The organism is Leuconostoc holzapfelii (genome assembly GCF_012396485.1).
Classification (GTDB): Bacteria; Bacillota; Bacilli; order Lactobacillales; family Lactobacillaceae; genus Leuconostoc; species Leuconostoc holzapfelii.
The window spans coordinates 280,572-303,617 of record NZ_JAAXPO010000001.1 but is presented as its reverse complement, the minus strand read 5'-3'; the positions used below and the strand labels follow the sequence as shown (position 1 = coordinate 303,617).

Genomic DNA, 23,046 nt, shown 5'->3' with positions numbered 1-23,046 from the left:
ACACCTGTTCCCATTCCGAACACAGAAGTTAAGCTCTATCACGCCGAAAGTAGTTGCCGGATCGCTGGCTGCGAGGATAGGAAGACGCGGTGCCGTACATAGGAAGTACTCTGAGAAGGGTGCTTTTTTATTTTTCCGTTTTTATTGTCATGTACTTTCGTTAATATTTTTGATATAATAGACTTAGTATATTTCAAGGAGGGCAACATTTTATGGTTACACTTTACTCGTCTCCGAGTTGCACCTCTTGTCGTAAAGCAAAACAATGGTTAGTTGAACATCACCTGCCTTATACCGAGCGTAATTTGAGTAAAGAACCATTACGCCCAGATGAAGTGAAGGCTATGTTAAGGCTAACTGAAGATGGTACCGAAGAGTTGATTTCGACACGATCGAAAGTGTTTTCTGAGTTGGACTTAAATTTAGATGACATTTCAATTAATAAGTTAATTGAGTTAGTTGTCACCTATCCTTCGTTATTAAAACGGCCAATTATTCTTGATGATAAGCGTATGCAAATTGGTTACAATGACGATGAAATTCGCCGCTTTTTGCCGCGTGAAGTTCGGCAGCGTGAACTGATTCGCGCAACGTTTAAAGCCGACTTTGCAGAAGAAGCAAAAGATTTAGTGGTTGAAGAAGGCTGAACGCGTCAGTCTTTTTTGTTTATCGACCAGTCATTAACACTATTTTTGAGAAAGGTGGTGCTCCACTATGGAAATGGAACGTATCAACGAGAATACGATTCGCGTGATGATCGAAAATAACGACCTGAAGGATCGTGGGATTTCAATTATGGAATTGCTTGGCAATCATGACAAAATTGAATCTTTCTTTTATAGTATTCTATCTGAAGTAGATGTTAACCATGACTTTGATGAAGATGATCAAGTCACCTTTCAAATTTTACCCAACCGAAATGGCCTCGAACTTTTTATTTCACGTCTAGATGAAGATAATCAAGTTGGCGATATTATTAATAACTTGATGTCTTATGCAAAAAATAAGGCGGACGATGGCGATGATGTCTCGGATGAACGACGCGCTGCGTTACGACAGTCCGATGATGGGCAAGAGGTTGTGCCAACGGACAACAAAGATCAGACTGATGCCTTCAAACATCAAAAAAATAAGCAACCAGTTGATAATTTATTGACGGTTAAGTTACCAACATTTGAAACGATCATTCCCATTGCACAGTTAAGCAATCGACAAGATGTCGCGTCAGATTTGTACCGTTATGGCGCTGAATTCTATTTAACCTTGCATTATGCGCAAGACGAGATGAGTCATGAGATGATGAAGGATCAAAAAGCGATGATTATCGAATACGCTCAAGAGACAGCTGTGAAAAATGATGTCTTACGCGAGCATGGTGAGTTAGTTATGAGTCGCAATGCTTTGGCGCAGATCAACAAACTATTCTAAACAACGCGGTGACGCGTTTTTTTGATATAATAGAACCATTGACTTGATTGGAAGAGGTAAACAATGAATTTAGTAGGAACTGTTTTAATTGTCATTATTGTTTGGATTTTAATTGCCTTTGGTGGCTGGTTATGGGTCATATTATCGGCTAAGATGACGGGAACGTTATTGAAACCTGAAGCATTTGCAAACAAAATTGCCAATGAAAACGCGCAAATTATTGATGTTCGTGAGTCAGCGGCTTATAAGCGCTCACATATTATGGGGGCCCGGAACATCCCAGCGATGAACTTTTCACAGGGGAAATCTGGTTTACGTCAAGACCGTGATATCTTCTTATATGACGAACGGCTACGTGATGTGATTCGGGTAAGTAAGACATTGAAGAAGCAAGGGTATCAAAAAGAGCGCATCTATATTCTGCGTGGTGGCTTTGCGCAATATACTGGGAAAAAGACCAAATAAATTGCTTATCTCAAAAGGTTGTTGTACATTAATTGTGCAACAACCTTTTTTTATTTTCATGTCTGTTAGGGCTGAAAATGGCCTTTAATTTTCAGTAAACAAGCGTATAATAATAGATGTAAGCGGTTACAAAAGGAGAAAATCATGCAATACATTAACTACTTTAATCATGATGCCTACACAAATATTGCAATGGACGCCTGGTTATTAAAAAATCTAAAACCTGTCGAACCGGTTTTTGCGCTCTGGCAAAATAAGCGGGCAATTATTGTCGGAGAAAATCAAAATACATTTTCCGAAGTAAATGCCGACTATGTGTCTGAAAACGATGTGCAAGTGGTCCGTCGCGTTTCTGGTGGTGGCGCGGTTTATCATGATTTAGGAAATATTTGCTTTACTTTTTTTGTACCAGTGGCTAGTAGTGCGCGCGTTGATTTTCATCAGTTTGTGCAGCCGATGGCGGACGCGTTAGCAGCAGTCGGGATTGATGTCAAAATTTCAGGTCGTAATGACTTGGAAATTGATGGTAAAAAAGTTTCCGGCAATGCCCAACGTTACGCGGGGGGGTATTTAATGCATCATGGTACTTTGTTGTGGGATACCGATGTGGACGCGATGGTGCGATCGTTAAATGTGGCGGATGAAAAGTTTATTTCAAAAGCCGCGAAATCAGTTCGCGCCCGCGTTGGGAATATTAAAGATTATGCGCCAGATGCATTGACCATTGAGGCGTTTATCGCACAGTTAAGTTATTATCTGACTAATGAAGGGCGGGATGGTGAATACCAGTTAACGGATGCGCAAAAGGCGGCCATTTTAGCGCTGCGCGATCAACAATTCTCACAATGGTCATGGAATTATGGGCAAAGCCCAGACTTTATGTATCATAACCATGCCAAATACGATGGCGGCAGTATCGATGTGAATGTTGATGTCGTGGACGGCAATATCACGGATATTGATTTTATCGGTGATTTCTTGGGTGTACGCGATTGGCGTGAAATAAAAGCGCAATTTATTGGGTTACCGTTTACCAAACCTGCGGTGGCAAAGGTACTATTAGCTAACCAAGACGGACAATACTTTGGTAGTATTACTATCGATGAACTATTGGCAGTATTTTTTCAGAAAGATGAGGTAGAAACACATGTCTGATATCACAGTAACAAATGAAAAAATTTTAAACTTTAGTGGGCAATTAACCTTACAAGATGAGACGTTTCCAACGTTGCAGATTTTAAACCAGGCCGGTGAAATTATGGACCAAGCTGGTTTAGAACGGGCAAACCTATCATCTGAGGATTTGGTGCAAATTATGCAGCGGATGTTGTTGAGTCGGCAGTTAGATATTCGGTCAACCAAACTCGCAAAGCAAGGCCGTTTTGGGTTCTTTGCACCAACTGCCGGTCAAGAAGCCTCACAAATGGCTTCATCTTATGCTTTTAATGATGAGGATTGGCTCATGCCAGGCTATCGCGATATTCCACAAATTATTGTGAAGGGCTGGCCTATCTGGAAAGCCATCTTATGGTCGCGCGGCCATGTTTTAGGGAATGTATTCACAACGGCAGATGAGCAACCAGTCAACGCTTGGATGCCACAAATTATTATTGGTGCGCAATACGTTGAAGCAGCTGGGATTGGTCTTGGCCTTAAGAAGCGACAAAAAGATGCGGTTGCGTATGCTTATACTGGTGATGGTGGGTCATCACAAGGCGACTTTTATGAAGGTGTGAACTTTGCTGGTGCCTACCATGCCAACGCTGTTTTCTTCATTCAAAATAATGGCTATGCGATTTCAACGCCGCGTGGCTTACAAACCGCAGCACCGCATTTGGCGGCCAAAGGCTGGGCGGCAGGTGTGCCAAGTCTCGTGGTAGACGGGAATGATCCAATTGCAATGTATTTGGCGGCTAAAGAAGCTCGGCAATGGGCAGCGTCAGGCAAAGGCCCTGTGTTGATTGAGACATTGACAGACCGGTTGGAACCCCATTCAACAGCAGGTGATGATCCATTACGCTACCGGACACAAGATGAGATTGATACTTGGTGGCAAAAGGAACCACTTATCCGAATGCGCAAGTTTATGACCGACCAAGGCATTTGGGATGAGGAAAAGGAAGCGGCTTATATTGCCGAAGTCAATGCTCTAATTGATGAACAAATTAAAATTGCGGATAACGTGCCAAAGCAAAAAATTTCTGATTTTATTAAAAATACGTTGGCAGTGCCAAGTTATGCCATGACGGAGCAAATCGAAAAGTTTGAAAGTGAGGGGAAGTAAGATGGCTGTTAAAAGTTATATTGATGCTGTTCGCGAGGCGATGGATCTCGCACTTGGTCAAGATGACAACGTCCTCATTTTTGGTGAAGATGTGGGTAAAAATGGTGGTGTCTTCCGTGCAACTGACGGCTTACAGGCAAAGTATGGCGAAGATCGTGTCTTCAACACGCCGTTAGCTGAGTCGGGTATTGGTGGACTTGCTATTGGCTTAACCACCCAAAATTATCGGCCAGTCATGGAAATACAATTCTTTGGTTTTGTGTTTGAAGTAATGGATTCTATTGCTGGTCAAATGGCGCGCAATCGCTTCCGTTTTGGCGGGACACGCCAAATGCCAATTGTGGTGCGCTCCCCTTATGGTGGTGGCACGAAAACACCAGAGATGCATGCGGATAATTTGGAAGGCATGGTGGCTCAGATTCCTGGTATTCGCGTTGTCATGCCAGCTAACCCAGCAGACGCCAAAGGCCTGTTACTGAGTGCGATTGAATCCAATGATCCCGTTGTCTTTTTGGAAAATCTGCACCTTTATCGTTCATTAAAGGGCGAGGTGCCAGAAGGTTACTACACGACGCCACTTGATCAGGCCGCAATTGCGCGTGAGGGGACTGATGTGTCAATCATTTCCTACGGTGGCGGGGTACCAGTCGCACTGAAGGCGGCGGAAGCCCTAGCAAAAGACAATATTTCAGCCGAAGTCCTAGATTTACGAACCGTTTCGCCGCTAGATATTGCAAGCATTGGTGCCACGGTTAAAAAGACGGGGCGCGTGGTTGTTGTCCAAGAAGCTCAACGCATGGCTGGTATTGGTGCCAATGTCATGAGTGAAATTGCTGAGCGCTTTATTTTAGATTTGAAAGCGCCAATCGGTCGGGTAGCGGCGCCAGATTCTGTTTATCCATTTGGCCAAGCAGAGAATGATTGGATGATTAAAGCAGACGACGTTGTGGCTAAAGTGACGGAGGTTGTGAATTATGACTGAGATTTTTAAAATGCCAGATATTGGTGAAGGGATGGCGGAAGGTGATATCACGGCTTGGTTAGTGAAAGTCGGTGATACGGTGGCCATGGATGATCCCGTGGCCGAAGTGCAAAATGATAAGCTGATTCAAGAAATTTTGTCGCCGTATGCCGGTAAAGTCACCAAACTGTTTGTCCCAGCTGAGACAACTGTATCAGTTGGTGATCCCTTGATTGAATTTGATGGGGATGGCAGTGGGGACACTACGTCAGTGACTACTACCACAGCGTCAGCACCTGAGGTTGCACCGGTTGCACCAGCACCTGAGCAAACACAACCGACACCAGAACCTGCCACCAGCACAGTTCAAACGGTGAATGGGCACGTTTTGGCCATGCCTTCGGTTCGTCATTTGGCGTTTGAAAAGGGCATTGACCTGACGCAAGTACCCGCCACTGGTCGGCATGGCCATGTGACTTTGGCCGATGTGATGAATTTCCAAGCGGTTGAGACACCTGTGGCAGCACCAGCAAATGGCGCGTCACCAGCCGAGCCAACGCCACCAAAGCCTGCAGATAACAAGCCACAACCACCAGTCGCACCGGCACCAGTACATGAAGGTCGGCAACCAATGACGCCAGTGCGCAAGGCGGTTGCAAAGGCCATGGCCAATCAGAATGCGACAATTCCGGCCGTGACAAACTTTGATAGTGTTGAAGTGAGTCAACTGGTGGCACATCGTCAACAGTTCAAGGCGCAGGCCGCTGAACAAGGCATTCATTTGACTTACTTGGCTTATGTGGTCAAAGCGTTGGCCGCCACGGCGAAGAAATTCCCAGAAATTAATGCCAGTTTGGATATGACCACACAAGAAATTGTCTATCATGACGACGTGAACATGGGCATTGCGGTCAATGCCCCATCTGGTTTATTTGTACCGGTGGTTGCGCAAGCTGACCGGAAGTCGATTTTCCAAATTGCCAAAGAAATTGCCACTCTGGCTGATGCTGTGCGTGATGGCTCAATTTCACCAAAGCAAATGCAGGGCAGCACGATGACAATTTCGAACCTTGGCTCAGCACGGGGTACTTGGTTTACACCGATTATTAATGGGCATGAAGTGATGATTCTAGGTCTCGGCTCAATTGTCAAGGAGCCAATCGTGAATGCAGCTGGAGAAATTGTGGTGGGTCAGAATATGAAGCTGTCCTTAACTTATGATCACCGGTTGATTGATGGCATGTTAGGCCAAAGTGCCTTGAATTATTTGAAGCAGTTGTTAGCTGATCCAGCGTATATGTTGATGGAGGTGTAAGATGGTTGTTGGCGCACAAGCACGTGAAATTGATACAGTGGTGATTGGCTCTGGGCCTGGTGGGTATGTGGTAGCCATTCGTGCCGCCGAGTTGGGCCAAAAAGTGACCATTATCGAACGTGATGCTATTGGCGGGGTTTGTTTGAACGTGGGCTGCATTCCATCTAAAGCACTGATTCATGTCGGTCATCGTTACCAAGAAGCCCAGGCAGACACGCCGTTTGGCCTCACAACCAATGGCGCGACCTTAGATTGGCAAAAAACCCAAGACTGGAAGCAAAACCAAGTCGTCAACACGCTCACAGGTGGAGTGGCGATGTTGTTGAAAAAGCATCAGGTAGAAATTGTCCACGGTGAAGCCACATTTGCTGATAATGAAACGTTAAACGTGGTGCAAGAAGATGGCCATGAATTATTACAATTCAACAACGCCATTATCGCAACTGGCTCGCGGCCGGTTGCCATTCCAAGTATGCCATTTGGTGGTCGCATTATTGACTCAACGGGTGCCTTAAGTTTACCTGAAGTGCCAAAACGCTTAATCATTGTCGGCGGCGGGGTCATTGGTTCTGAGTTAGGCGGCGCCTATGCTAACCTTGGCACACAAGTCACCATCATTGAAGGACTAGACCATACCCTAAATGGATTTGACGCCGACATGACACGTCCCGTCTTGGCTGATTTTAAGCAAAAGGGTGGCGTTATCGTCACTGACGCACAAGCCAAGTCAGCCACACAAACTGATGATGAGGTGTCTCTTACGTACACGGTGGCTGGTGAAGAACACACGGTTACGGGGGATTATTTACTCGTGGCGGTTGGCCGTCGCGCCAACACAGACACACTTGGCCTCAATAATACGGATGTGAAGCTCACAGATCGGGGCCTAATTGAGATTAGCGATGACATGCAGACGAGCGTACCACATATCTATGCGATTGGTGATGTGACCGCAGGGCCACAGCTGGCCCACAAGGCCAGCTTCCAAGGCAAAATTGCTGCCGCGGCTATCGCTGGCGACCCGCAAGCCCATGATATGCATTATGGGTTACCGGCCGTTGCGTACACGCAAGTCGAGCTGGCAACCGTTGGTGAGACACCCGAATCAGCCCAAGCTAACAAACTCGACGTTAAAGTGTCTAAATTCCCGTTTGCAGCCAATGGTCGTGCCATTTCAATGGGTGAAACGGCGGGATTCATTCGTTTGATTAGCGATAAGACGACCAATGCGGTCTTAGGGGCGCAAATCGTTGGGCCAAGTGCTTCGGATTTAATTTCAGAGTTGGCTTTGGCCATTGAAAATGGCCTGACCACACAGGATATTTCATTGACAATCCACCCACACCCAACCTTGGGTGAAGCCATTATGGATACCGCCGAATTGGCCGATGGGTTACCTATTCATATTTAAAGACTAAATTCAGCAGCAAATGACGTTGCCCACACCTGGCAACGTCATTTTAATTGAGGAGGATTATGGCATACATTACGACAAATGACGACGTGCAATTAGCCTACCAAAGTTTCGGCGCTGGGCAGCCCATTATTTTAATTGCTGGCTATTCGGGTAATCAAGCCACGTGGACAGCACAAATCCCAGCGCTTGTGGCAGCCGGGTATCAAGTGATTACGTATGATCGTCGTAACCATGGGCAGAGTGATCAAGTGACTTACGGCATGCGGCTATCGCGGCATGGGTTGGATTTAGCAGCGATTATCTCAGCCTTAAATCTCAAACAACCGATCTTATTGGGGCATTCAATGGGCGCTAGCACGATTTGGGCGTATTTATCCCTATTTGGGGATACGGCCATTCGTGCCGTGATTACTGAAGATCAGATACCTAAAATGATGCAAACCACCGAGTGGCCATATGGGCTATTGGGAGCCGATTGGCAACATTTACCGGCAGCTTTGGCGCAATTACCTACTACGAAATTAACCAACTTAAAGCTGTCAGCTGACATTAAACGGGCCATTGGGCAACATTTTCAACCTTTTGATTTTAAATTAAATGCCCCATTATTGGAAAATAGTGCACTGCAGGATTGGCGAGATGTTGTCCGTCGCGAAACGATCCCACACTTATTCATTGCTGGTGGGCAGTCGCCGTTATGGCCAGCAGATCATGCCAAGTTATTAGCGGAAATGACGCGTTACGGCCAGTATGTGATTTTGCCTGAAGCGGGTCATATCCCGCATATTGAAGACCCCACGACATTTAATGCTGCCGTGATGACGTTTTTAAGCCGACTCTAAAAAAGCAACGCCCGTATGGGCGTTGCTTTTTTAAATTTTACCGACGAGTTCGGCACTGGGTGTGATTGTAGCTTGGCCAGGGTGCCAGTTGGCAGGGCAGACCTGATCACCGTTTTCAGCGACAAACTGAGCCGCCGATAACGTTCGTAGGATTTCTTCGGCGTTACGACCAATCCCCGTGTTATTGATGGTGTAGGATTGAATGTTGCCATCTGGGTCAATGATAAAGGTTGCGCGGTACGCCCAACCAGACGTTTCATCTAGGACACCAAAGGCGCGGGCCAAGTGGCCGGCTGGATCAGCTAGCATGGGATATTGCACTTTTGCAATGGTATCAGTCGCCTCCGCCCACGCTTTATGAACAAATTCGCTGTCTTCAGAGACAGCATAAATCTCTGCAGAAAGGGCCTGAAATTCAGCATAATGATCGGCTAGATCACTAAGCTCTGTTGGGCATACAAACGAGAAATCAGCAGGATAAAAGAAGAAGATGCTCCAATGGCCTTTTGCATCCTGTTGGGTAACCTTTGTGAATTCACCCTGATGGTAGGCGTTGACAGAAAAGTCAGTTAACGGTTGGTTGATCAAGTTGCTTGTCATCTTTTTGCTCCTTTTTCAATGTGTCGTTATGAATTTGCCACTAGTATACAATGTTGTGCCACTTAAATGCAAGGCATAAGTTTTGTTGACTAATCAGTCAACAAAAACTATAATCAGGGTATGGGAAGAAAAACAAGCTTTGATCACGATGTCGTTATTTTACAAATGAGCCAGGTTTTTGCGCGTTTTGGTTACGCCGGCACTGCGTTGGATGATATTGTGGCTGCCACAGGCGTGTTACGTGGCAGCCTATATCGTGTATTTGGCAGTAAACAGGGGATGTTCATTGCCTGTTTGTCAGCAGGATTAGCCAACCAATCGCAGTCAGAATTAACTTGGCGTTTGATTTTAGTGGCATTACTAGAACTCAGCCAAACGAGTTTGGCTGTTCAGACGTTGATACGGGGGTGGTACAACGAGCAAGATGCAACAACAGTTTTGACACAGTTAGGTCAGCAAATATTGAACCAAAGTGGGATTTTAAAGGGAGAAATACCAGATGGAAAACACAGTTGAATTAACATCAGATCAGTTGGTCGTGACCCCAATCGGGATGACAAAAATTGCAGCGTTAAAAGAAGCAGTCCGTGTTCCAAAAGCACATGTCGTGGGCGCATCAATTGATGCAGGCATTTTAAAGGAAAGTAAGGGATTACGGATGCCCGGCACAGCAATCCCAGGTTATTGGGCGGGGACTTTTCGTAAAGCGGGGGAAGAGACGTTCTTTAATATTAAACAAACCAGTGAACCAGTTGTGATTCAACTCAAAGATGCACGTTACACGCGCATCGTGATTGGTGTCGCACAACCACGAGAATTGGTTGACCAGATTAACAATTGGATCGCAACGCGTGATTAGATGACGAAAAAGGATTAGCCGCTCAGCTAATCCTTTTTTATGACTTATTTCCTTTTGTTTAAGCAGACAAAAAAACAGCCCATTTATTGGCTGTTTGATTTTAAAAGCGTGATTGGTGTGCCGCAATACTGCGACGAATGGCTTGTTTTGATACTTCATCGTGATGTGCTTCAGCCTTTTGTGCTGGCTTGACCACTGTTTGACGGTACCCAACAGCTGAAGCTGCTGCTACAAGGGCTGATCCAATAATTCCAACGATAACGCCTGACTTAAATGACTTCATAATCACTCTCTTTTCTTAAGTTTTTCTAAAGTCTATTATCAACTATTTTAAGTAATTTGTAAATGGATTTAGTATAATTAGGCTATGAATAAGCAAACACAAATTATTGCCCATCGCGGATATTGCGCTGTGGCCCCTGAAAATACCTTGCCAGCTTTTGAAGCAGCCTTGGCCTATAATCCAGATATGCTTGAGATGGATTTGCATCGCACAAAAGATGGCCATCTTGTGGTGATACATGATGAAACAGTCGATCGCACGACCAACGGGACTGGCTTGGTCAAAGACCTGACATTGGCTGAAATTAAGTCATTGGATGCTGGACAATACAAAGCGCCTAAAATGCCTGGTGTGACCATTCCAACCTTTGCGGAGTTTTTAACGTTTTTGCAAGACCAACACTTTGCTAAAACATTGCTGATTGAAATTAAGACGGATCACCAAGATTATCCAGGGATTGAAGCCGAAATATTAGCGATGGTGGCTGATTTTAAGCCGAGCTATGCGATTATTTACCAAAGTTTTAACTTGGAGACTTTAAAGACCATTCGACGGTTGGCGCCAGCGGCTGATGTTGCAGCATTAGCCGTATGGGGGGGATATAAAGTTTACTGGCTGAAATGGCGTGGTGTTTTTGATTATGTCCACGTCGATATCCGCATACTCAAGCATAAGCCTAAAATTTTTTGGCGATCAACTTGGCATACACGGGTCTGGACAGTCGATAAGGCGGATGACATGCGTTTAGTGTTTAAAGCTGGTTTGCGCGGCTTGATTACAAATGATGTGGCACTTGCCACAAAAATTCGGACGGAAGTTCAAGGTGAGCCGCATGACTAAAATCGTGGTCATTGCTGGGCCAACGGCCTCGGGGAAAAGTGACTTGGCGATTCAAATGGCGCAGCGCTTTAACGGGGAAATTATTTCAGCTGACGCCATGCAAATTTATCGCACCTTAAACATCGGCACCGCCAAAGTTTCACCAGCGGAACAACAACTTGTCCCGCACCATTTAATTGATATCGTTGACATGACCGCCGCATTTTCAGTGGCCGAGTTCGTTACACGCGCAGACCAGGCAATTGCTGATATTACAGCTCGCGGGAAACTCCCAATTATCGCGGGTGGGACAGGTTTTTATGTGAAGGCCCTACTTGGTGAACAGTCGCTTGACTATGTCGCCAGTGATGCCGGCGAAGTTGCGCAATTACAAAACCAAGCCTTGTCTGATCTCGTGGCTGAACTGCAAGCCTCGTCGCAGGAATTAGCCCAACGCGTTGATTTACATAATAAACAACGCGTGATTCGGGCCATTCAAATCGCGCGCCATGGGAAACAGACAACGCCAATCGCACGCCCTACCTATGAGGCCTTGACCGTCGGCATTGATTGGCCACGTGAGGTGCTTTATGCGCGAATCAATGCACGCGCAGAGCAGATGCTTGCTGAAGGCTTACTTGATGAAGTGGCACGAATTTTAGCTGCTGGGGGTGAAACCATCCAAGCGGGTAAAGCCATTGGCTACAAAGAGTATTTTCCTTATTTGACAGGAGACATCACCTTGGCTGATGCCACACAACAGATGCAACAAGATTCACGGCGTTATGCCAAACGGCAATTGACCTATTTACGACATCAAATCCCTGGCCTAAAGTGGTTAGCTGCCGAACAAGCAGAAACTACGATGGCGCAATGGTTGGCTGACTGGCTAGTAAAATAAAACACCCGAAAGCGTATCGGGTGTTTTATTTTACATTGCGTGGAATGGCGAGCAATTTTTAACTTTCAGGATTAGGTGTTGTTAAGGCGTCATTATGGATATAGCTACGAAACTTCTTAAATGTATCGGCAAAAAGGTCTTCAGGTTCAATGCTCAGCATATCTTTTGGAAAAAAGAAACGTTGATCTAATGAAGCTTGTCCCTTTATTGCCGCAACCAGCGGTGAAAGATCTGATAATTCTCGATGCGTGCCATCGCCTAAGATAAATTCAATTTGTGTTCGGGGTTTTGCCACATTTGGCTTGTAATCATCATATGGTAAATCATACGCGTCATTTCTAGCAGTGTAATAAATTGGGTTATAACCGGTAAAAGCGACTAATTGTTCCAGTTCTTCTAATAATGGCGCGGTTTTATTATCAATGACAATCGACTTTAACGGGCGACGGTCAAGGAATCGCCGTGAGAGGTCAGATAAAATTTTATCTGGGTGATTACGCCACATGCCGATATAAGCCATGAATACATGATCATCTAATCGTAAATAGTCAGCCGTGCTTAACTGCTCGCCACTAAATAATGGGGCCAGGAGGGGGCCAAAAGTTGCGGAATATTTACTGGTTTCAGCCAGATAAAGTTCTTGTGCGCGACGCAATAAATGCTCCAATAGTACTTCCATACCCCGTGATACTGGATGGAAATAAACCTGAAGATACATTTGATAGCGGCTGACAACATAATCTTCAACGGCATGCATCCCAGAAATATCAAATCCAATACCGTTGGGGGTCGGCTTCATGGTACGAAGAATACGGTCAATGTCGAACTCACCATATTTTGTGCCGGTGAAGTAAGCATCACGTAACAAATAGTCCATCCGATCAACATCGAGCTGGCTCGAAATTAATTGAACGACTTGCTGATTATGGTAAGTTTTAGCAATCACGCTAGCCACTTTATTGGGGAAATCTGGTGAAACACTTGCCAAAACGGCATGGATCTCGGTGTCGCCAGTGATAATGGCTTGGGTCATGGCTTCGTGATCAGTGCCAAAAAGATGCTCAAAAGTATGTGAAAAGGCCCCGTGTCCGATGTCGTGCAACAGGGCGGCTGACAAAGTTACTAAACGCTCCTCTGGGTGCCATAGCCCGTCATCTGCACGCACCGAGGCGTAATATTGGTCAAAATGTTCGGTAATGCGCCGCGCAATTTCATATGCGCCAACGGAATGACCAAAACGTGAATGTTCGGCGCCATGAAAAACAGCACTGGTAATGCCAAGCTGTTGCACACGGCGTAATCGCTGAAATTCCGTTGTATTAATTAAATCCAAAATGACACGATCTTGGATATGAATAAATTTGTGGATGGGGTCACGTAATACCTTCTCGTGGCTCAATTTTTCTGTTAACATCATTTGCCCCTTTTTACCTTTCTTATATTATAATAGATTATTAACGAAATGATTGAAAAAGATGTCTGCTCAGTGATCGCTAGAAAAAGACATGATTGTCTGAAGTATACGATCAATCGTGAGCGGCTGCTAATTTAAGAGGATTTTATGTCACAAGCCCAGAAACAACCGGTGCAACTTTCATTAACCACAAAAATCACACAGGCTGGCGAAGTTGAAACGTTTGCCTTTGATACAGCTGGTGAATTGTTGTTGAAAGATGGTCAAATATTTTTACGCTATACAGAAACGATTGGCGAGCAACAAACACAAGTGCGTTTTAAATTTGAAGCAGCAGCAGTTCACTTACACCGCTCAGGTGATGGCCAGACCAAGCTTGTGTTCCGACCAGAAAAGCATGTGCCGGCTTTTTACCAAACACCTGCTGGGCAAATGCAACTCACGACCTACACAACGATGCTGCAAGTCGATGTTGATGCGCACACGGGACAGGGTCAGGCGGTCATTGCCTATCAGTTACTCGCCAATGCAGCGCTGATTGGGGAATATGAGTTACGGTTGCAATTTCATGCTAAATCTAGTAAACTTAATTAGTTAGAAACTCGAAAGGACGTGCACTATGGCACTCACACAATTAGGCAATCACCCAAAAGAAGAATTAGCATTGGTTGAAATTGCAACTGCAATTTTGGCAGAGCACAAGACAGTTATGCCATTTAGCTCACTGGTTCAAGAAATTCAGGACTTTTTGGCAGTTGATGCGGAGACGTTCCAGTCACGTCTCTCACAATTTTACACTGACCTGAACACGGATGGTTCATTCATTTCATTAGGTAATAATGAATGGGGCTTGCGTGCTTGGTATCCAGTTGATGCCATTGATGAATCAATTCATGAAATTGATGACGATGATGACACACCAAAGCGCAAAAAGGCAGCAAAGAAGGTCAATGTCTTTGCTGATGCCGCCGCAGATGACGATGTCATTGATTATAACGATGATGATCCTGAAGACGAAGACTTCGGTGAAGTTGCTGAAGAAGAAGTGGACGTGGCAGATACTGAAATTGAAGTTGAAGACGACGATGATGAAACAGACATTGCAGTTGGTGACGATGAATCAATTGATGACAATTTGACTGAATTAGCTGGCACGAATGATCTTGATGATTTGAGTGATGGCGACATTGAAAAATAAACATTAAAAATGCCGGTGACGGCATTTTTTTGTGCTTTAACCCCCGATAAACGCCCATAACATGGGTATTAAAAACATAATGAAAAAAGTTTCGCCTAGGGGGTTGCTTTTTTGCTGGAATGTCTGTAATATATATAAATGTGCTACGGCATGTTTGCTCCTTTAACTCAGTTGGTTAGAGTAGGGGATTTTTAATCCCAAGGTCCTCGGTTCGAGTCCGAGAGGGAGCACTGATTTAACTATCAGGTGACCTTTGGGATATTCCATTAAAAAGCAAGTAACTGAGTTACTTGCTTTTTTTCTGCAGAAAATCATTTGCAAAATCATTAGAATCATAGTATTATTGATACAAGCGTTGAGACGGACCGGACACTGGTTAACCTTAATAGAGACATCATGGTTGGTGAAAATGATGAAGGTGCTAGTTGAACAACTACCGTTGAAGCATAATCTGATTAAGTGCACACTGAAAGGATTGTCGGTATAATTGGTCGTTATCCCAATTGTTTTTAAGTAGTGTGTCAGATGACAGACTAGAAATTGGGTTGGTACCGCGCAAAAGCGCCCCTAGATTAGGTTCTAGGGGCGCTTTTTTTATGCCGACGTGGACAGGGAAAGGTAAAAGGGAGTGTTATGTCAGAAAAACACAACAGAGAGTTAAATCGCGATTTATCATCGAATCAAATGCAGATGATTGCTTTAGGCGGCACCATTGGCGTTGGCCTATTTATGGGTTCTGCTGCCACCATTAAATGGACGGGTGTCTCCGTTATTTTTGCTTACGCATTAGCAGGGTTAGTGCTGTATTTAGTGATGCGTGCGTTAGGAGAAATGCTGTTCGTTGATCCAGCCGTGGGCTCATTTGCAAATTATGCCACAAAATATATTCATCCATTAGCCGGTTATTTAACGGTCTGGGCGAATGTTTTTCAATGGTTGACTGTGGGTGTGTCAGAAACGATCGCCGTTGGTGTGTATCTGAATTATTGGTTCCCGGGTGTGCCAAGTTGGGTCACTGGAGTGGTCGTACTCGTCACGTTGACGTTGGCGAACCTGGCCACCGTTAAAGCCTATGGTAATATGGAATCTTGGTTTTCAATGATCAAGGTGGTCACAATCATTCTGATGATTATTTTAGGGTTGATGGTGATTTTACTTGGGTTTGGAAATCATTGGCATCCCGTTGGCTTTTCTAATCTTTGGACGCATGGGCCATTCTTTGCTGGTGGATTAAAAGGCTTTATGTTTGCCTTGTCAATTGTCATGACATCTTATCAAGGCATTGAAATTATCGGGATTACTGCCGGAGAAACACAAAATCCCAAGCATGCCATTGTGGCTGCAATCAAATCAATTGTGGCGCGTATCTTAATCTTCTATATTGGTGCCATATTTGTGATTATCACAATCTATCCTTGGAATAAGCTCGATCAGGTTGGGTCACCATTTGTCGAGACATTCTCACGGGTTGGCATTACTGCAGCAGCAGGGATTATCAATTTTGTTATGTTAACAGCAGCGATGTCAGCTTTGAATTCAGGCATCTTTAGTTCAAGTCGGATGCTTTACACTTTGGCATTAAACAAAGAATTATCACCAAAGTTCTTGAAGCTCTCTAAGCACCATGTCCCAACTTTGCCGGTGTTGGCAATATCTGGTGGCATTCTGTTGGGGATCATTTTAAACGCCTTATTGCCACTATTCTGGCGCGGCAGCTCAAGTGTCTTTGTCTTGGTTTATTCAGCAAGTACGTTACCTGGTATGGTCCCATGGTTTGTCATTTTACTCAGTCAAATTAAGTTTAGGCGTGAAAACCAACACATGCTAGAACACCACCCCTTCAAGATGCCTTGGGCACCGTACACGAATTATTTTGCCATGTTTATGTTATTGGTGACGCTAGTTTATATGGTGATTAATCCAGAGACACGCGTGCCATTACTCATCGGACTTATTTTCCTCTTTGTGATGGCCATCGTCTTTTTCATCACGCATAAGCCATCTGCTAAAAAATAAAGATGATATTTTCGGCGTTTTGCGCTGATAAATGATAAAATAGAAGCAGATTAAATATTTGGAGGCAAGGCTGTGGGCGAGCACCACGTCAATCGTGGGATGCTTGCGCCACAGCCAATAAAATAATTCATGACTAAGACAATTGCAATAGACGCCATGGGTGGCGATTATGCCCCCTTAGAAATTGTAAAAGGGGTCGAAATTGCACGTGACCGCTATCCAGAATTAGCATTTTTGCTTTTTGGAACAGAATCAGCTGTCAAGCCACTGGTAAAGAACTGGGAACGGTTGACTTTGGTGCCAACAACTGAGGTCATTGAAATGGGTGACGAGCCTGTTAAAGCGATGAGAAGTAAAAAGGATTCGTCGATGGTGCAAGCCGCAATGGCTGTTAAATCGGGTCGCGCTGATGCGTTATTTAGTGCCGGTAATACGGGGGCATTGCTCTCAAGCGCTATCTTTTTAGTCGGTCGCATTAAAGGGGTTGATCGCCCGGCTTTGGCAACTGCCTTGCCAAGCTTTGGTGGCGAACATGACCAATTCGTCTTTATGGATTTAGGTGCTAATGCTGAAAGTAAACCAGCACACCTTTACCAATATGGCATTTTGGGAAGCTTTTACGCTTCTCACGTGCTGGGAATTACCAATCCGACGGTCCGCTTATTGAATAATGGTGCGGAAGAAGATAAAGGGGATGAGGTGCATAAGACGGCGCATCTTTTGATGAAAGATGCCCCTTCATTTAATTTCTTGGGCAACATTGAAGCGCGTGAACTACTTGCTGGGACAGCTGACGTTGTCGTCGCTGATGGCTTCTCCGGCAACGCCGCATTGAAAGCGACTGAAGGTACGGCGCTGATGATGCTAAAGCAAATCAAAGCAGCGATTATGGGTGCAGGCCTTCGCGGCAAAATTGGTGGTGCCTTGCTCAAGCCAGCATTTAAAACAGTGCAAAAACAATTAGACTATAATGAAGCCGGTGGGGCGGTGATTTTAGGGGTTCAAGCGCCCGTAGTGAAGACGCATGGTTCAGCCAAAGCCCCAGCGGTTGCCAATACGATGGGTCAAATTCAAACGATGTTAGACCATCGCCTCGTCCCTGACATCCAAAACTTTATCGACGCGCATAAAGAAGAATTACAAGCAGGCAAAGAAGCACTGAATACGCAAGTTAATGCCTAATATATGGTATACTTGAAAGCATTCAAAGTTTGAAAAAATAGTGGAGATTGACGAATGGCTATGGAAAAAGAAGCGATCTATAACATGATGGCTGATGAAATCGCAACCCGTTTTAATATTAAGCGCGAAGCGGTGACCCCTGACTTAAACTTTTTGACAGATGTTGACGCGGATTCAATTGATTTTGTTGAGTTGGTATTGGAAGTTGAAGACATGTTTAATGTGACGATTTCCGATGAAGATGCTGAAGATTTGGTAACTTTGCAACAAACAGTCGATTACATTGTGGCGCACCAAAATTAAGTTGACACGCACGACACATTAAGATATACTAACTTTTAAGTTAATCATTTTTAATGTGTTGAGAAGAGTAACGGTGAGGAAATGCCTAGCGAGCTGCGTTTGGTGAAAGCAGCCATTTCTAAAACGTGAAGATGAACTCATGAAACACGTCGTTTAGTGCAAGCTCAGCGACCGGTAGGAACCGATAGCTTCCAAGATTTTGATGTTGGTCAAAGACTTGCATCTGAATTTTTGAAGTAGAGTGATTCTACAAACATGGGTGGTACCACGCAAAGCGTCCCGATGCAAATGTTAACATTTGTATCGGGACGCTTTTTTCGACTTTGAATGATGATGACGACGCACTTGATATTTTGGAGGATAAACGATGTCAGAAGTACAAGCAACAACACCCCTTATTTCACAATTATTGACGACTTGGATTGAAGGGGAAGCCAGTCAGCAATTCCCGCTAGCAAACTATGCGAACGCAGCAGCAATCCTATTTCAAAATGTACCCGCAATTAACTGGGTTGGCTTTTACCTCTATGATGAAGCCCAAGAAAAACTCGTTGTCGGCCCCTTTTTAGGGAAGCCGGCAGTCGCCTTGATTTCACCAGATGCAGGGGTTGTTGGGCATGCATTTAGTGCCCAAGAAACTGTTGTCGTTGATGATGTCCACACGTTTGCCAATCACATTGTCTGTGATCCAGATTCCAATGCAGAAATTGTGGTGCCAATTACGACCGCTGATGGCAAAAAACTCGGCGTGTTGGATATTGATTCACCGACACTGAACCGCTTTTCGGCACAAGATCAAGCGGATTTGACGCACTTTGTCCAGACGTTATTAGCTTACGTCGCATAATTTAACGCTTGATGCGTGATGAAAATTCAAAATTAAGGTGTCAATTTTTTGGCGCCAATGTTCAATCGTGGTAGAATAACAGGGTTGAACAGTACATAGAAGGTGAATACGTATGTGGCAAATTCTCATGACACGTCATGATCAGCTACTTGCTGCGCTTTGGCAGCATGTCCAATTAACAGTGATGGCGGTGGTGATTGCAGCAACCATTGCGATACCGCTAGCGATTTGGGCGGAAAAAAACCGGCGATATGCGGAATGGCTATTACAACTGACTGGCATTTTTCAGACACTGCCTTCATTAGCCGTTTTGGGGTTGTTAATCCCGTTAGTTGGTATTGGCGCACCGGCAGCCTTAATTGCGTTGGTCATCTACGCGCTCTTACCTATTTTTCAAAATACCTACCTTGGCTTGACTGGCGTCGCGCATGATGTCTTAGATGGTGGGCGGGCTTTAGGATTATCTCGTCATCAAGTTTTACGCAAGATTCAATTACCTTTGGCACAACCAAGTATTGTTGCTGGGTTGCGAACAGCAACCGTGTTGATTATTGGGACCGCAACGTTAGCTTCGTTGATTGGGGCTGGCGGACTTGGGGATTTTATTTTACTCGGCATTGATCGCAACAATACGGCCTTAATTTTAATTGGGGCGTTAGCATCGGCTCTCTTAGCATTGATTGGCAGTTTTGGTGTCCAATGGGTGGCCAATCGCCGCCTTTTCTGGCGCAATAGTCTCTTGATTGGCTTGAGTGCCTTGTTTATTGGTGGCAGTGTGCTCCCTATGCTGCCAAGCAAACAGGTACCTGCAACAATCACGATTGCCGGGAAACTGGGTTCTGAGCCAGACATCTTAATTCATATGTATGCAGATTTGATTACGCAAGCGCAACCCAAAACACGCGTGGTGCTCAAGCCCAGTTTTGGCGGGACGTCGTTTCTGTATCGTGCGTTGGAAAATCAAAAAATTGACCTCTACCCAGAATTTACTGGCACCGTCACTGCCTCAATCGCTAATTCACCGGTACAACTTGCTGCCGGCGCTGACGCGAAAGCCACCTATGTTGCTGCGCAAAAAGTGGCACGGAAAAATGGCTTGGTTTTGACCAAGCCGATGCAATTCAATGACACCTACGGGTTAGCTGTGACCAAAAAACTAGCCCAAACGTATGATTTAAAAACAATCGGTGATTTAAAAAAGGTTCCCCAGCTTAAAGCGGGTATGACAGCTGAATTTTTGGATCGCCCAGATGGTATGCCAGGCGTTGAAAAAACATATGGGCTTAAAATACCGTCGGTGAGTTTAGATCCAGCCTTGCGGTATCAAGCACTGCATGATGGTCAAGTATCGGTTGTGGATGCTTATACCACGGATGCGCAAATTCAACAATATGATTTGCAGGTGCTAACTGATGATCGGCATTTTTTCCCAGTGTATCAAGGGGCTGCCTTGATGCGCGCTGATTTTGCCACTGCGCACCCAACGCTTGTCGCAGCCATTGATCAATTAGCAGGGCAAATTTCAGACGATGACATGCGAGCCATGAACTACGCCGTGAATGTGAAACATCAATCCGCTGCCAGTGTTGCGCGACACTTTTTAAAGACCCATGGGTTATTAAAATGATGACACCAGAAGCATTACAACAGCGAGTACAAACCTTATCGCAAACCTTTTTTGGGCGACCTTTTAGGCATCAGGCGACGTTTAATTCACGGCTAAAAACGACCGGTGGGCGTTATTTGTTGCAAACGCATCATTTAGAATTTAATCCTAAAATGGCCGATTTACCGGCGTTTGATGGCATCATCAAGCATGAATTAGTCCACTATCATCTGCATTTATCCGGCAGTGGTTATCGCCATAGCGATCAGGCATTTAAGCAATTACTCAACCAAGTTGGCGGGGCGCGCTTTGCACCACGGTTGACGCCACCCAAGCCAAGTAGGCCGCGGTGGACCTATCGCTGTTTAAATGGTCACGTGATTGTCAGACAACGCCGGATTCAGGTTGTAAAATACCGTTGTGGGCAATGTCAAGCGCGTCTAGAATTCATTGGTGAAGTTCGCAATTAGTTCACTGATTCGGGTATAATGAACAAAAAGACATGGGAGTGCGTCACGTATGATACAACTTATTTTATCGGACTTGGATGAAACCTTACTCAATGATGATGGCACCATCCATCCAGACAACATTACCGCAATTCAACAATTTACCCAAAATGGTGGGTATTTTGTGCCCAATACAGGGCGATCCTATAAATCAGTTTTTGGCACGTTAGCCACGTTGGGGTTAAATCGACAAACGCAGTATGTTGTTGCTTATAATGGTGGGGCCATTGTTGCCATTGCCCCTGACGGGCAAGCAGACATCGTAGTTGAGCATGGCATGTCGCTTGAATTGGCGCAACAAGTTTTTGCTTTAGGCCAGGTCAACACGGCGGTTGACACTCACATTTATACGCGCGATGACTTGTATATTTACAATATTTCACCGTCTGATAAACAATATATGGCAGAACGCCAAGTGCCGTATGTTGAAATGCCGTCAGCAGATCTGACTTTTTTAAATGACGCCGGACCAATTATGAAAGTGATTTTTGAACATCCTGACCCAATTGTGCAGCAAGAAATTGCCGATAAAGTGACAGCGGCAGTCGGAGATGATGTGTTATTGACGTTTAGCTCAAATCGTTACGTTGAGTTTAATCCTAAGGGCATTGATAAGGGCGTTACTGGGCTTGAATTGGCCAAAATTCTAGGCATTACCCGAGAAGCAACAGCAGCCATTGGTGACAACTTAAATGATGCAGCGCAAATTCAAGCAGCAGGGACTGGGGTTGCGGTCGCTAATGCGAAACCAGAAATTAAAGCCATAGCTGATGTTGTCTTAAAAACAACGAATAATGAAGCGGCAATCGCCGATTTTTTGAAGAATTATGCCTAAAAAAAATCACCACACTGCGTTACTTGCCCAATGGGTGCTTGGGGTGTTAGCAACCGGCTTATTTATCACGTTGTTTGTGGTGAGTGACCAGCAACACTGGTCGCTCACTGTTACTTTAGCCAGTGTCATTGGGCTGGTCGTTGCGGTCAATATGGCCTACATTTGGCTATTTTGGTTGGCGAAGCGGCCGCATTTAGATGAAGAAGAGGATGATTAGTTTTGCTAGATTTCACACAAGACCCACAACCCAAGCCATTCGGTAAACGACTATTCAATTTTATTGTGATCGTTTTGCTACTATTGGTTGCGCCAAGTTTATTGGTTGCAGCTAATCAGCAGTCAAGTATTGGCATGCAGGTCCTATTAGTTGGCAGCATGTTCAGCGTTTATCTCGGTATTGGCTATGTCGCTTATCGTTTGTTGAAAAAGGCGACTAATCAACCAGTTTTTAACCGACCAAATGTGAGAGATTGGCGCCATCTTTGGTATATTGTGGGCATGTTTTTTGTCATGATTGGCCTTGAGTATGGCATTAATCTAATCCGCATGGCATTGACAGGCAATATTGACACAGAAAACCAATCGGCAATTGAAGCATTAGTATCACACGTGAACATCACGATGGTTGCGATGATGATTTATGCGATATTTTTAGCACCGGTTGTGGAAGAAATTGTTTTTCGGGGACTCGTGATTAATTACTTTTTCCGCCAAAGTTGGTGGTGGGCCAACATTTTGTTATCTGGTTTCTTGTTTGCCTTTCCACACATGGGAACAATCCCAACGAATTTGTCAGATTTATTGAGTTATTTACTTTACATGAGTATGGGGATGGTCTTGGCCTTTGTCTACAAAAAATCAGGGCATCTTCAAGATAATATTGCCATTCACATGTTAAATAATGCGTTATCGATGATCCCGTTATTGTTGCAGGTTTTCTTGCCAATGACGTAAAAAGCGCC

At 44.8% G+C, this 23,046-nt stretch carries 27 protein-coding genes, 1 tRNA gene and 1 rRNA gene; 26 read left to right on the top strand and 3 right to left on the bottom strand.

What is annotated here, in order from left to right; all coding sequences use genetic code 11:
• From rrf to HF966_RS01380, 10 genes are all read left to right on the top strand, one after another.
• A 5S ribosomal RNA gene (gene rrf, locus HF966_RS09000) occupies positions 1–93 on the top strand; the annotation flags it as partial.
• 119 nt (positions 94–212) lie between these two features.
• The gene (gene spx, locus HF966_RS01420) at positions 213–647 is read left to right on the top strand and encodes a transcriptional regulator Spx (protein WP_168675880.1); all 435 of its coding nucleotides are present in this window, start codon (positions 213–215) and stop codon (positions 645–647) included.
• A gap of 67 nt (positions 648–714) precedes the next feature.
• Entirely contained in the window at positions 715–1,428 is a 714-nt protein-coding gene (locus tag HF966_RS01415; RefSeq protein WP_168675879.1) for an adaptor protein MecA, read from the top strand.
• A 63-nt stretch (positions 1,429–1,491) separates the two neighbouring features.
• Positions 1,492–1,893, top strand: coding sequence for a rhodanese-like domain-containing protein (locus tag HF966_RS01410; RefSeq protein WP_168675878.1), 402 nt, complete (start codon positions 1,492–1,494; stop codon positions 1,891–1,893).
• 144 nt (positions 1,894–2,037) lie between these two features.
• The gene (gene lplA, locus HF966_RS01405; RefSeq protein ID WP_168675877.1) at positions 2,038–3,048 is read left to right on the top strand and encodes a lipoate--protein ligase; all 1,011 of its coding nucleotides are present in this window, start codon (positions 2,038–2,040) and stop codon (positions 3,046–3,048) included.
• Positions 3,041–4,177, top strand: coding sequence for a thiamine pyrophosphate-dependent dehydrogenase E1 component subunit alpha (locus HF966_RS01400; RefSeq protein WP_168675876.1), 1,137 nt, complete (start codon positions 3,041–3,043; stop codon positions 4,175–4,177). Before lplA ends, HF966_RS01400 begins: the two co-directional genes overlap by 8 nt.
• Before the next feature lies 1 nt (position 4,178).
• Positions 4,179–5,159 carry an alpha-ketoacid dehydrogenase subunit beta gene (locus tag HF966_RS01395; RefSeq protein ID WP_168675875.1) on the top strand — a complete coding sequence of 327 codons (981 nt, stop codon included), beginning with the start codon at positions 4,179–4,181 and terminating at the stop codon, positions 5,157–5,159.
• Positions 5,152–6,453 carry a 2-oxo acid dehydrogenase subunit E2 gene (locus HF966_RS01390; RefSeq protein WP_168675874.1) on the top strand — a complete coding sequence of 434 codons (1,302 nt, stop codon included), beginning with the start codon at positions 5,152–5,154 and terminating at the stop codon, positions 6,451–6,453. Before HF966_RS01395 ends, HF966_RS01390 begins: the two co-directional genes overlap by 8 nt.
• 1 nt (position 6,454) lies before the next feature.
• A complete protein-coding gene (gene lpdA / locus HF966_RS01385; RefSeq protein ID WP_168675873.1) occupies positions 6,455–7,864 on the top strand; it encodes a dihydrolipoyl dehydrogenase in 1,410 nt (469 codons plus the stop codon).
• A 65-nt stretch (positions 7,865–7,929) separates the two neighbouring features.
• Entirely contained in the window at positions 7,930–8,712 is a 783-nt protein-coding gene (locus HF966_RS01380; RefSeq protein ID WP_168675872.1) for an alpha/beta fold hydrolase, read from the top strand.
• A 30-nt stretch (positions 8,713–8,742) separates the two neighbouring features.
• Here the strand turns inward: HF966_RS01380 and HF966_RS01375 are convergent, their stop codons facing one another.
• A complete protein-coding gene (locus HF966_RS01375) occupies positions 8,743–9,312 on the bottom strand; it encodes a redoxin domain-containing protein (protein ID WP_168675871.1) in 570 nt (189 codons plus the stop codon).
• A 120-nt stretch (positions 9,313–9,432) separates the two neighbouring features.
• On the opposite strand from HF966_RS01375, the gene HF966_RS01370 reads away from it, so the two are divergent.
• A complete protein-coding gene (locus HF966_RS01370; RefSeq protein ID WP_168675870.1) occupies positions 9,433–9,828 on the top strand; it encodes a TetR/AcrR family transcriptional regulator in 396 nt (131 codons plus the stop codon).
• On the top strand, positions 9,812–10,171 hold the full coding sequence (locus HF966_RS01365) for a hypothetical protein (RefSeq protein ID WP_168675869.1): 360 nt from the start codon (positions 9,812–9,814) through the stop codon (positions 10,169–10,171). The genes HF966_RS01370 and HF966_RS01365 overlap by 17 nt, the downstream gene beginning before the upstream one ends.
• Positions 10,172–10,271: 100 nt before the next feature.
• On the opposite strand, the gene HF966_RS01360 is transcribed toward HF966_RS01365, so the two are convergent.
• A complete protein-coding gene (locus HF966_RS01360) occupies positions 10,272–10,454 on the bottom strand; it encodes a DUF3042 family protein (RefSeq protein ID WP_168675868.1) in 183 nt (60 codons plus the stop codon).
• Between the two features lie 84 nt (positions 10,455–10,538).
• Here HF966_RS01360 and HF966_RS01355 point away from each other — a divergent pair, with 84 nt between their 5' ends.
• Positions 10,539–11,294, top strand: coding sequence for a glycerophosphodiester phosphodiesterase family protein (locus tag HF966_RS01355; protein ID WP_168675867.1), 756 nt, complete (start codon positions 10,539–10,541; stop codon positions 11,292–11,294).
• Positions 11,287–12,174 carry a tRNA (adenosine(37)-N6)-dimethylallyltransferase MiaA gene (miaA, locus tag HF966_RS01350; RefSeq protein WP_168675866.1) on the top strand — a complete coding sequence of 296 codons (888 nt, stop codon included), beginning with the start codon at positions 11,287–11,289 and terminating at the stop codon, positions 12,172–12,174. Before HF966_RS01355 ends, miaA begins: the two co-directional genes overlap by 8 nt.
• Positions 12,175–12,232: 58 nt before the next feature.
• Here the strand turns inward: miaA and HF966_RS01345 are convergent, their stop codons facing one another.
• Entirely contained in the window at positions 12,233–13,588 is a 1,356-nt protein-coding gene (locus tag HF966_RS01345) for an HD domain-containing protein (protein WP_168675865.1), read from the bottom strand.
• 147 nt (positions 13,589–13,735) lie between these two features.
• Between HF966_RS01345 and HF966_RS01340 the strand changes: the two genes are divergently transcribed.
• The 12 genes from HF966_RS01340 to HF966_RS01285 all read left to right on the top strand — a co-directional run bounded on the left by HF966_RS01340 (position 13,736) and on the right by HF966_RS01285 (position 23,038).
• Complete coding sequence (locus HF966_RS01340; RefSeq protein ID WP_168675864.1) at positions 13,736–14,182, top strand: YwiB family protein; 447 nt, start codon at positions 13,736–13,738, stop codon at positions 14,180–14,182.
• Positions 14,183–14,207: 25 nt separating this feature from the next.
• Positions 14,208–14,786 (top strand): DNA-directed RNA polymerase subunit delta, encoded by a 579-nt coding sequence (gene rpoE / locus HF966_RS01335; RefSeq protein WP_168675863.1) that lies wholly within the window; start codon positions 14,208–14,210, stop codon positions 14,784–14,786.
• Positions 14,787–14,942: 156 nt separating this feature from the next.
• Positions 14,943–15,016: transfer RNA gene (locus tag HF966_RS01330), tRNA-Lys, on the top strand.
• 403 nt (positions 15,017–15,419) lie between these two features.
• Entirely contained in the window at positions 15,420–16,802 is a 1,383-nt protein-coding gene (locus HF966_RS01325; protein ID WP_168675862.1) for an amino acid permease, read from the top strand.
• A gap of 129 nt (positions 16,803–16,931) precedes the next feature.
• Complete coding sequence (gene plsX, locus HF966_RS01320) at positions 16,932–17,984, top strand: phosphate acyltransferase PlsX (protein ID WP_168675861.1); 1,053 nt, start codon at positions 16,932–16,934, stop codon at positions 17,982–17,984.
• Between the two features lie 54 nt (positions 17,985–18,038).
• Entirely contained in the window at positions 18,039–18,287 is a 249-nt protein-coding gene (locus HF966_RS01315) for an acyl carrier protein (RefSeq protein ID WP_168675860.1), read from the top strand.
• A 367-nt stretch (positions 18,288–18,654) separates the two neighbouring features.
• Positions 18,655–19,134: a GAF domain-containing protein gene (locus HF966_RS01310; RefSeq protein WP_168675859.1), complete on the top strand. Its 480-nt coding sequence runs from the start codon at positions 18,655–18,657 to the stop codon at positions 19,132–19,134.
• A gap of 112 nt (positions 19,135–19,246) precedes the next feature.
• Positions 19,247–20,761, top strand: a complete 1,515-nt coding sequence (locus tag HF966_RS01305) for an ABC transporter permease/substrate-binding protein (RefSeq protein WP_168675858.1) — start codon at positions 19,247–19,249, stop codon at positions 20,759–20,761.
• Positions 20,761–21,210, top strand: coding sequence for a SprT family protein (locus HF966_RS01300; protein WP_168675893.1), 450 nt, complete (start codon positions 20,761–20,763; stop codon positions 21,208–21,210). The genes HF966_RS01305 and HF966_RS01300 overlap by 1 nt, the downstream gene beginning before the upstream one ends.
• Positions 21,211–21,259: 49 nt before the next feature.
• Positions 21,260–22,084 carry a Cof-type HAD-IIB family hydrolase gene (locus tag HF966_RS01295; protein WP_168675857.1) on the top strand — a complete coding sequence of 275 codons (825 nt, stop codon included), beginning with the start codon at positions 21,260–21,262 and terminating at the stop codon, positions 22,082–22,084.
• Positions 22,077–22,301 carry a hypothetical protein gene (locus HF966_RS01290; protein ID WP_168675856.1) on the top strand — a complete coding sequence of 75 codons (225 nt, stop codon included), beginning with the start codon at positions 22,077–22,079 and terminating at the stop codon, positions 22,299–22,301. The genes HF966_RS01295 and HF966_RS01290 overlap by 8 nt, the downstream gene beginning before the upstream one ends.
• A gap of 2 nt (positions 22,302–22,303) precedes the next feature.
• Entirely contained in the window at positions 22,304–23,038 is a 735-nt protein-coding gene (locus HF966_RS01285) for a CPBP family intramembrane glutamic endopeptidase (protein ID WP_168675855.1), read from the top strand.
• The last annotated feature ends 8 nt before the right edge of the window (positions 23,039–23,046 follow it).